This is a genomic window from Methanospirillum sp. (assembly GCF_028679455.1).
Taxonomy (GTDB): Archaea; Halobacteriota; Methanomicrobia; order Methanomicrobiales; family Methanospirillaceae; genus Methanospirillum.
This window is the reverse complement of sequence record NZ_JAJRBM010000305.1, coordinates 1-7,240: the sequence shown is the minus strand read 5'-3', so window position 1 is coordinate 7,240 and position 7,240 is coordinate 1. Positions and strand designations below refer to the sequence as shown.

At 44.6% G+C, this 7,240-nt stretch carries 7 protein-coding genes; 1 reads left to right on the top strand and 6 read right to left on the bottom strand.

Annotated elements, in window-relative coordinates; translation table 11 throughout:
• From LUQ50_RS10510 to LUQ50_RS10485, 6 genes are all read right to left on the bottom strand, one after another.
• Nucleotides 1-2,230, bottom strand: a 2,230-nt coding sequence (locus LUQ50_RS10510; protein WP_300039788.1) for a hypothetical protein, incomplete at its 3' end; no start/stop codon positions are given.
• On the bottom strand, nucleotides 2,230-3,861 hold the full coding sequence (locus tag LUQ50_RS10505) for a response regulator (RefSeq protein ID WP_300039787.1): 1,632 nt from the start codon (nucleotides 3,859-3,861) through the stop codon (nucleotides 2,230-2,232). The genes LUQ50_RS10510 and LUQ50_RS10505, both read right to left, overlap by 1 nt.
• Before the next feature lie 2 nt (nucleotides 3,862-3,863).
• Nucleotides 3,864-4,097 (bottom strand): hypothetical protein, encoded by a 234-nt coding sequence (locus LUQ50_RS10500; RefSeq protein ID WP_300039786.1) that lies wholly within the window; start codon nucleotides 4,095-4,097, stop codon nucleotides 3,864-3,866.
• 19 nt (nucleotides 4,098-4,116) lie between these two features.
• Nucleotides 4,117-4,932 carry a HAMP domain-containing protein gene (locus LUQ50_RS10495; RefSeq protein ID WP_300039785.1) on the bottom strand — a complete coding sequence of 272 codons (816 nt, stop codon included), beginning with the start codon at nucleotides 4,930-4,932 and terminating at the stop codon, nucleotides 4,117-4,119.
• A gap of 375 nt (nucleotides 4,933-5,307) precedes the next feature.
• Complete coding sequence (locus LUQ50_RS10490; protein WP_300039784.1) at nucleotides 5,308-5,757, bottom strand: substrate-binding domain-containing protein; 450 nt, start codon at nucleotides 5,755-5,757, stop codon at nucleotides 5,308-5,310.
• 38 nt (nucleotides 5,758-5,795) lie between these two features.
• Nucleotides 5,796-6,140 carry a substrate-binding domain-containing protein gene (locus LUQ50_RS10485; RefSeq protein WP_300039783.1) on the bottom strand — a complete coding sequence of 115 codons (345 nt, stop codon included), beginning with the start codon at nucleotides 6,138-6,140 and terminating at the stop codon, nucleotides 5,796-5,798.
• Nucleotides 6,141-6,582: 442 nt separating this feature from the next.
• Here LUQ50_RS10485 and LUQ50_RS10480 point away from each other — a divergent pair, with 442 nt between their 5' ends.
• On the top strand, nucleotides 6,583-7,104 hold the full coding sequence (locus tag LUQ50_RS10480) for a hypothetical protein (RefSeq protein ID WP_300039782.1): 522 nt from the start codon (nucleotides 6,583-6,585) through the stop codon (nucleotides 7,102-7,104).
• Nucleotides 7,105-7,240: the final 136 nt, after the last annotated feature.

The following is a 7,240-nucleotide window of genomic DNA, read 5'->3' as shown; positions in this document are numbered from 1 at the left end:
TTGAACAGGAGATCGCATCCATTCCTTCTCTGCTTCGATCTGCAAGTTCTCTCCCTTTCAATGAGAGATTATCTGTCTTTTCAGATATTTCAGCGACTGATTCAGAACGGGTGGTCATCTTCCGAAGTGAGTTCATGGCTACATCGGTTCCGCTCATCATCTCCTGAACCTCACTCCGAACCCTGACTGCGCGGTCAGAAACTGCCTGAACATATGCTGCAAGGTTCTCAGCCTGACCCGCCACCGAAGCAATCCCGGAGCGGATATCTCCAGTTTCAGCACTCATTGAGGCTGACGAATCCCTAAGCCCGGTGATACTCTCAGAAATCTGTACCCCGATGTTATCCAGTGAGGCCTGGATAGTGACAAAATCTCCGGTCACCTCGAGTTTTCTGCTCATCCTGACCGTAAAGTCTCCTGATGCATAGCCGCTGCAGATTCTATCAATTTCTCCTACCACTCCCTGACAATAGATACCAATAGAATCCATGGAAGATTTTAAGATCGTAAAATCTCCGGGATATGTGATCGTATCATCCATTCTGGCATCAAACCTGCAGTGTGCATACTCTTCACCAACCCTTCTGATCTCCTGAAGTGGAGCATTGATAAGACCGAGCATCATGTTCATCCCGGTGACCAGGGCCTTATAATAACCTCCTAATTCGGAGGTATTCCCCCGGGCTGACAGATCTCCTTCCATAACTGACATAGTCAGGGATTCTGCGGTTGCAATCATCGTCTGAAGCGAATTCAGTGCAACATTGAGATCACGGATGATGGAATCAAAAGGACCTGATGGGCAAGAGCCGGTTGAAGTAGGTACAAATCCTGTCTTCATCTGACCAATACATTCGGCAAGAACCCGGTGCTGACCATCGATACGCTCGAGCATCTCATTCAGAGCAGTGGTCACGGCAGATATCTGTTCATCTTCGAGATTACCTGGAGTCAGACGAACAGATAAGTCACCAGCCATAACCGAATCTGCAAACGCCCAGACCCTTAGCAGGAATATATCAGTACTCTCTGTTTTTTGGGGATGCTCATCAGAAGTAGTAGATATCTTCCAGATAAGATGGTTCATTGAAAGTGCTGCTGCTGCAAGGATTCCCCGATATTGTTCAACGTTCAGTGTGTTCTGATTCGAAGATGGTGATCCATCTGTTTCGAGGTTTAATTGAATATCACCCCTGAATGAGGAGAGCATAGCCTGGATCACCTGTGTTCTGGTTCCGGGAGCCAGCCTGTCAGGAAATGAGAGATCCTGATCCGATAAGAGCATATCCTGAAGAAAATGTAGTTCATGTTTCAGGTTTTGCACATATGTATAGAGATCTCCTTCAAAAACAAATTCAGGCCTGATATCGTCACAAATTTTCTGAATCTGCGCCATGCAAAAAGCAACTGCCGATTCTTGAACTTGTGACCCAGGTCCACCAATCAGAGAGATAAGAGGATTCAGGTCGACAGGGTCTGGTACCAATTCATGGGGGAGATCTGATATGGTAATATGAAGCACCGGCCGTTTGAGAATAGTATTGTTTCTCCAGACTGTACTGAATAGAAGAGTCTGATCCGCTGATTGAATCACTCTTCGTAGTGATTCTTCTTCAGGAAGGGGATTAAAAATTTTTAGGATCTCCTGTCGATCAGTATTCTGAAAGATGGGAAGATCCAGAAGATTCCTTTCAGCATGATTAGAGTTGATCCCTAAAAGACGTGCAGCAGGTGTTGAGATAGAAAGGATGGTACCATCAGGTTGAACAAGAATTTCAGCAGGGTCAGAGCAGGTTTTCCGGATCACATCATATGAGAGCATATCAGGTTCTGTGATATGATCGGTCAGAATCAGGAGAACCGATATCAGCATCCCATTCACATTGCTGATCGGTAAAGCAGTCAGGCGACAGATTACCGGGCCTGAAAGAAATCTGAACTCTACGATCCCGGTTGTCGTTTGTCGTGTCAGCGCTGCGTCCCACAATGACTCTCCTGATAACAGAGATATCGGAACGTCACGCAGTTTTTGATTACAAAATGTTGCGCGATCATACAGGCTCCAGGCGAAAAAAGCTTCGCTCGCCTCAATGATAGAAAGAGATCCATCACATACAATCACCGGGGATTGAAACATACGGATATCATGATAACGGTCAGAAGGGTTTCCTGAACCTGATTCAAGGCGGTTGATCAGTTCTTCTATAACTGCTCCGGTAGGGTTGTTCATCAAACCCCCTCGCTGACCAGAGGTGCAGTGAGGTCGGCAATTTCACTTCCCTTTTTTTTGCGATATCCCTTTTTCGGGATCTTGATCTCAAACCGTGCCCCTTCGTATGGAACACCAGTTTCACTGATCTCCATTCCGGTGATTCCAAGGATCTCACGGGTATAGTAGAGACCAAGGCCGGTATTGTTCCCAAACCCTCGTTCAAAGATCTTTTCCTTTAGTTCATCAGCAACACCGATTCCGTCGTCTTCAACAATTAAAACACCCTGATGCATGAGTTCCTGGAATCCAATCCTGATGGTTGAAACCCGTTTTCCATGCATGATTGCATTCTCGATCAGATTCGTGACGATCTTACCGAACATCACATCCGTAAATACCTCAATCCCCCCTACCGAATGAAGAATTGCAATATCACCAAATTCATGAGAACATGTGATCCCTTCGATGATAGCGCTAATTGAGAGCCATCGTGGCCTCTGTATTCCGATCTTCTGATATACATCAGCAAAGACCAGATGTTCCTGAATGCTGTTGATACTTGACCCCAGAATAGTAATGTACTGTCTGATTTCAGGAACTGATTCTGCACACTCGAGTAGGAGTTCATAGATGTTCATCTGGGTGGTTAATTGATTTCTAATATCATGGCGGGTGATGCTGTTGATGATATGCAGTTTCCTACTGGTTCCCATCAGAATTTCCATCGCAGTCTGCTCTTCTTCGAGTGAATAATGATGAATTGCATATGCAATTACATTGGCCAACTCGGAAAACATCGCTTGTTCATCAAAATCTTCTGCAAAATCTGATGAGAGAGTAACCGAAATGATTCCGTACACAACACATGCATGTTCCAGACGCATGGTGAGGGCATATTGTCCTTGGTGATCTGAGAAGAGCGGGCAGGCAGAACAGGTCTGACTGGGTTCACAGATGACTGGGTCTGGCCTCATTTCAAGAGCTCTTCGGGTACAGGATGTACGGTTTCCAGCTTTCAGATACGTGATCAGTTCATCGATCCGCTCATCAAGGCCTGACTGATACACGGCACGGATGCTGTTATCACGATTGAAGAGAACTATTCTGACATTCTGGTATCCCTTTCCGGAAGAGAGATAATCACATACCTTCTGAAGTTTGTTATCAATCTCTTCACTTCCATGCAGGGTTCCGGACACTGTGCGAAGAGACTGGAATATCTGGTACAGATGCTGAATCTTCTGCTTTGCCCGGTACTGACCCGCTGCTTGTGTGACCTTCTGAGTTAGTTCGGTAAACTGTGATCTGGTATCCCCGCCCTTTTGGAGATAAAAGGTGGCTCCATTGTTGAAAGCACGGATTACCACCTCTTCGCGTCCTCTGCCAGTGTAAAGAATGAACGGTAGATCATATCCGGACTCACGGATCTCTTTTAAAAACTCGATACCGTCCATAACTGGCATCTCATAATCAGAGATCAGAGCGTCATACCGGGAAGATGCCAGGAGTCGGAGTGCATCGTGTACATGATTTACCGAATCTACCTTAATATTGCCAGATTTTTCAAGGAAGAGCCTGGTGATATCAAGGCTGATAGGTTCATCATCAAGGTGAAGAACCCGAATCTGACAATTCTGGATTGTATTCATTATCATACACCCAGATTTCGGATTTTATCAGCGAGTTCTTCTGCCTTATCCTGCTCAATAAACATTGCCGATGCGATTCCAACCCATTTCGCAAGTTCAGTACAATGGGAAGACTGAAGATCCTGAAATGAGAGTCCTTGCATGTGGAACTTTGTCTGTCGTTCAAGGAGGGTAATTGCAGCCGGGCCAAGATACTCGGTTGCAGTCTCCAGAACAGCGTCTGATGTTGTGCTCATGATCTCTCACCAGGGCTGATCACTCCTGTTTATAATCCGTGTGCATGAGGATCTTCAGGCTGGTAACCATCCGTTTGAATGATGATGCAAGTTCACCGATCTCATCATTTCTGGTTATCGTGATTGCAACATCAGTATCCCCCCGGCTTATCCGGTTTGCAGAATCGATCAGAATGTGGATGTCCCTGATCATGGTCCGGGAAAAGATAGCGATGATAAGGCCGGCACAGATGATGCCAAGGAACATGATGAGATAGATGGTCTGCCCGACAAAACTCATCCGCTTCTGAACAACTCTAGCATCCATGTCAACTCCGACAATCCCGATAACCTTACCTGTGGCACCCAATATCGGAGCATATGCTGATAGAACAGTTCCCCAGGGTCGTTGAATGAATTCTCTCTCTACCTCCCGGCCAGAGTACGCTCTGATCATAGCATCGCTGGGGTTTGGTTCCGGAGTGCCGATACGGAAGTTTCGTGTACCTGAGTTGTACCCAGAGTCAATGACATACTCCATCTGGTCACCATTTTTTCGAAGCGTATAGATCTTAACGATTTCACCGTCAGATTTCGCCATCGCTGCCAGTTGTTCGACATTCATCAGGTACAGCACTTCAGACTCCATACCCGGCTGAAGTTTGGCTATCTCATCTCCGTTCAGATCAGATGCGGTGATTGAGGCGAGTGCAAGGAGTTCCTGTTGAGTGGATTCCTGAATCTTTCCTGAAGATGCTCCATAGGTAAAATAAAACGTAAGGCCCGAGATTACCAGAACGAGGATGATAAACCCGGCGGTTAGTTTGGTCATAATCGAGTGAAGGGGAGAAGTCATGAATAGAATCCTCCATTACTCAAAGGGACCTGCATTTGCATATCTGAAGGAAACAAGAGAGCATACAAACTCATGAGAATTGATGAGGATAGAAGATCCATAATAATTCTGACCGTATTCTCTATCCTGAACGGTAACCTATGAGAAAAACAGAAACTATAGAGATGATAAAATCAGGATGTATCAGTTGAATGAAAAACGGTCGACCAGTATTCATCTGACGACCCATGAAAGCCATTGAAAACCAGTGTCTGCTGTTCTGATAAGGCAGAGAATGGGAAAAATTTTCCATGGTGTTTTGAAAAGAGTGGGAGGTTAGTGAACTCCCCTTTCTCTGCCTGATGGATTAGATCTTCTGAATGGAGTGAGGCAAACTTACTGTAGTGAAACAAATCCCTCCTGTTCTACAATCTTCTGACCTTCTGCACTGAGCAGGAAGTTTATGAAGTCCTTTGCTACACCGGTAGGCTCACCGTTAGTAACAAAGTACAGTTCACGGGAAAGCGGGTACCCACCGCTTTTTACAGTTTCTACAGATGGTTTGACCTTTTTACCATCAACATCAAGACTGAGAACCTTCACACCATCTTCAAAACCCATTCCCACATATCCGATGGCAGTCGGAGTCTGTGAAACAAGCTGCTGAACAGCACCGTTCGAGTTCTTCTCAAGCATGAAACTCGTGAAGTCAGCCTTCTTCATAACTTCGTTAAAGAAGAATTCCCGGGTTCCGGATGCACTGTCGCGACCGACAATCTCAAACCCATCCTGGTTTCCACCGACATCCTTCCAACTCTTTGACGTACCAGTATAGATCCCCTTCAATTGAGATAACGTGAGGGAATCAACCTGATTTGCCGAATTTACAATGATGGCAACTCCATCTTAACGACCGGAGTTGCAATCAGTTTCGAATACGATGCTTTTTCATCGGTATTCAGTGCCCGGGAAGACATCCCGATATCCACTGATCCCTTCCCGATTGCAGAGATACCGGCTCCGGATCCTCCTCCACTTACCTTAACATCAATGTCAGGGTTTTTAGCCATATACGCTTCGGCAACAGCCGCTGCAATGGGAAGAACCGTGGTAGAACCGGAGATCGTAAGAGCTTTTCTTCTGCACTCGCCGCTGTCGGAAGGAGAACAAGGACTAACAGAAGTCCTGCAATCCCGACGAAAACGGAAAACCGTGATCCAGATACACACTTAATCATACGAACAAGATACCAATAATCCGCGAAGATAATAGAGATTTCTCCTTAAAACAAAGAGAATTATAGAGTAAACAGATACATCAGAATTATCATATGGGTAGCGATGATTCGGATATGAATTATTTATTTTGCATGCCTTCACCAGATGGGAGCCAAAAAAGGATCAGAAAACCCCGGAATGAAAAATAAATGATCTCCGGTGATAATCACTCCGAATTTTGAGAAATACGCAATGTGTTACCCACTCAACAAGATAAAAAATCAGCAATCTTCGCGATTGGATCTCTAAACATACCAGAAGTCTATTGAGAATATATTCAAAAGAGATATCAAAATTCAATTCTATGTAATGTCATCGTGAAATATCTCATATGATTTCTAAGGAAAAATCCTGAAACTGAGATCATAAGAAAATTAACGAGATGATCAAAATTATGAACGTAGAAACATGCCGCCGTTCCCAAATGTCGTATCTGCAGGATCAGGCTCCCGAACATGATGAACAGAATATCCCCTCTGAACGAATTGGAGGAGCGGATTGTTACCAGATAGAACCTGAAGATCGGTACTTGATTCGGTCCTTTATGCTGGGAATCCATGCAATATATCCAACTGGACATAGATATACACCCAGAGTCTCGGCTTTGCGAAATGGGTCGGAATTATATATCAGTCTCATACCGATAGGAAAAAATAAACCCCGTTTTCTGCTTCAGGTTATCGGGCTTGAAGGAACGCTCAGCCTCCAGGGTGTAAAAACTGAGAGTATCACCAAGTTTCAGTCTCATTTCAAAAAATATCTTATGGACTGGAGAAAAGGAAAAATACAATCAAGATCACTATTCAATAACCATTGTCCGAATTCAACAGGAATTTACAGTACTTTTCATGCACGTTCTTACGATGAACTTCTTCAATTCCTTACCTACACCAGTCATCATATGGCATATTGTTAGGGATATGAGAGAGGACCGAAAGAAGTGGGATACCATTACATTGCAAGTTTGGAATCAAAATTCGCGATCAAATTGGCGTCTTGTAATTACAACCACAGATACAGTACACGAATAATATATTATTCTGATCCAGATC

Bases quoted from the DNA above. Each gene is read 5' to 3' on its own strand.
- LUQ50_RS10495 (WP_300039785.1), bottom strand. From the start codon at position 4,932: ATGACTTCTCCCCTTCACTCGATTATGACCAAACTAACCGCCGGGTTT.
- LUQ50_RS10505 (WP_300039787.1), bottom strand. From the start codon at position 3,861: ATGAATACAATCCAGAATTGTCAGATTCGGGTTCTTCACCTTGATGAT.
- LUQ50_RS10500 (WP_300039786.1), bottom strand. From the start codon at position 4,097: ATGAGCACAACATCAGACGCTGTTCTGGAGACTGCAACCGAGTATCTT.
- LUQ50_RS10480 (WP_300039782.1), top strand. From the start codon at position 6,583: ATGAACGTAGAAACATGCCGCCGTTCCCAAATGTCGTATCTGCAGGAT.